Raw genomic sequence first — 2,659 nt, 5'->3', positions numbered from 1 at the left:
CTCGGGGGGTGTCGGGGCAGCATCCGACGACGGCGCGCGCCCCTCCTCCCCCGTGGCGGGCTCCGCCTCGGGCGGCTGCGCGTCGGCTCCGGTGCTCCGCATGCCGTCCGTACTGGCCCTTCCGTCGTGCGCGGCGTTCTCGTCGCCGCGTTTGTCTCTTATCAAGTCTGACCGACCGGAAGATGGTGGCACGAGCGGGTGACACATGAGTGCATCCGGGGCCCAATTGTTAGTGGGGCGCTGTCGGGGGCGCGGCCGCGGGCGCTGTCGGAGGGGCTGTCGGAGGCGTGCGGCACGATAGCTGCGTGGACGCCGAGCACGGAACCGAATTCGAGCTGCCCGAGTACGCGGACCGGGTGCTGACCGCCGCCGAGACCATCCCGCCGGGGCGGGTGGCCACGTACGGCGATGTCGCCGAGCTGATCGGCGAGGGTGGTCCGCGCCAGGTGGGCCGGGTGATGGCGCTGTACGGCGGCGCGGCGCCCTGGTGGCGTGTCGTACGCGCCGACGGCCGCCTGCTGCCGGGCTCGGAGCTGCGCGCGCTCGCCCATTACCGCGAGGAGGGCACACCGCTGCGTGCGGCGGGGCGCGCGGCGGAGGGGCATATACCGCGGCTGGATATGGGGCGGGCGCGCTGGGATGGCGAGGTTGGTCCGGGCGGCGAGGTGGGTCTGGACGACGCGTCGGGCGCGGATGACGAGGTGCGGCCGGGCGGCGGGGTGCGTCTGGACGGCGCAGTGCGTCCGGACCCCGGGGTGCGCCCGGACGGCGGGGTGCGGCCGGACGGCGAGATACATCCGGGCGGCGACGCGCGGCCGGACGGCAAGGTCCGCCCGGACGGCGAGGGCGGCGGCGCGGGGACCGGTGACGGCTCTCACATCTGACAGCTTCCGCCATCCCCCACCAAAGGACGCGACCCCCGGCTCGTACGGAGTAGCGTTCGGCATCCGTCCAGCACCGGCCCTGACTCCTCTGCCTCGACCCACTCCACGCACACGACCGACCCGGCGAACCACGTGAGCACTCCCTCCGCAGCTACGGCCCCCTACCGCCTGGTCCGCACCACCCCCGGACCGGTGATCCCCCCTGCCTTGGACGCGGCGCAGCGCTCGGTGGTTGACCACGGCTCCGGCCCGCTGCTGGTCCTCGCAGGCCCGGGCACCGGCAAGACCACGACCCTCGTGGAGGCGGTCGCCGAACGCATCCGGCGCGGCGTCGACCCGTCCCGGATCCTGGTCCTCACCTTCAGCCGCAAGGCGGCGGTGGAGCTCCGCGACCGGATGGCGGCCCGTATCGGCGCGTCCAGGGCACCGCAGGCGACCACCTTCCACTCGTACTGCTACGCCCTGGTCCGCGCCCACACCGACGCCGACCTCTTCACCGAGCCGCTGCGCCTGCTGTCGGGCCCCGAGCAGGATCTGTTCGTACGCGAACTGCTCGCCGGCGAGGCCGAGCTGGAGCGCGCGGGCCGGGCGGAGATCCGCTGGCCGGACGACCTGCGCGCGTGCCTCACGACCCGCGGCTTCGCCGACGAGGTCCGGGCCGTCCTGGCCCGCAGCCGCGAACTGGGCCTCGGCCCGCAGGCCCTCGCCGACTTCGCGGCGAAGACGGGCCGCCCCGACTGGTCGGCGGCGGCCGGCTTCCTCGCGGAGTACCTGGACGTGCTGGACGCGCAGGGCGTCCTCGACTACGCGGAACTGGTGCACCGGGCGGTGCTGCTGGCAGAGCGCGATGCCGCGGTCGCGGCGCAGCTCTCGGGTTCGTACGACGCGGTCTTCGTCGACGAATACCAGGACACGGACGCCGCCCAGCTGCGCCTGCTCCGCGCCATCGCGGGCCGCGGCCGCACACTGATCGCCTTCGGCGACCCCGACCAGTCCATCTACGCCTTCCGCGGCGCGGACGTGAACGGCATCCTCGGCTTCCCCCACGACTTCCTCCGTACGGACGGCTCCCCGGCCCCCGTGGCCGTACTCACCACGTCCCGCCGCTCCGGCGCCAATCTGCTCGCCGCCAGCCGCGAGGTGGCAAAACGCCTCCCGCTGCCACGCCTCCCGGCGGAAGCGACCCGCCGCCACCGCGCGCTGCACGCTGTGCGCGAGGGCGGCACCACGGAGGTGTACACCTACCCGACGGCAAGCGCCGAACTCGGCAGCATCGCCGACATCCTGCGCAGGGCGCACCTGGAGGACGGTGTGCCATGGAGCGAGATGGCGGTCCTCGTACGCGCGGGCGGTCGCACGATCCCGTCGGTCCGCCGGGCGCTGACCGCGGCTGGCGTCCCGCTGGAGATAGCGGGCGACGACGTCGCGCTACGGCATGAGCCGGCGGTGGCCCCGCTGCTGCTGGCCCTGCGCGCTGCGGCGGAGGGCGCACTGGCGGAACGAGAGCCCGCGGAGGCGGCCGCGACCGCCGGGGCGGAGGAGTCGGACGCCTCGGGCGACGGGACTGCGTCCGACGGTGCCTCGCCTGGCGGGGCTGCCGAGCCCGACGAAGCACCCGAGTCCGGTCAGCCTTCCACCCCCGACGAACAAGCCGCCGCCGGCGAGGCCTCGTCCGACGGGACGACCGCGCCCGGCGAGACACCTGCGCCTGGCGAGGCCGCCGTGCCCGCCGACCCCGCCGCACCCACCGAGCCCGGCTCACTCACCGACCCCAC

Annotated in this window: 2 protein-coding genes; both read left to right on the top strand. The window is 74.9% G+C overall.

Annotated features, from left to right (window positions below; translation table 11 throughout):
• Positions 1–305: 305 nt before the first annotated feature.
• Positions 306–884 carry an MGMT family protein gene (locus tag G5C51_RS41410; RefSeq protein WP_338118508.1) on the top strand — a complete coding sequence of 193 codons (579 nt, stop codon included), beginning with the start codon at positions 306–308 and terminating at the stop codon, positions 882–884.
• A gap of 132 nt (positions 885–1,016) precedes the next feature.
• On the top strand, positions 1,017–2,659 hold a 1,643-nt coding region (locus G5C51_RS41405; RefSeq protein ID WP_338118507.1), incomplete at its 3' end, for an ATP-dependent helicase.

Source organism: Streptomyces coryli (genome assembly GCF_011044975.1).
Taxonomy (GTDB): domain Bacteria; phylum Actinomycetota; class Actinomycetes; order Streptomycetales; family Streptomycetaceae; genus Streptomyces; species Streptomyces coryli.
This window is presented reverse-complemented; position numbering and strand designations above follow the sequence as displayed.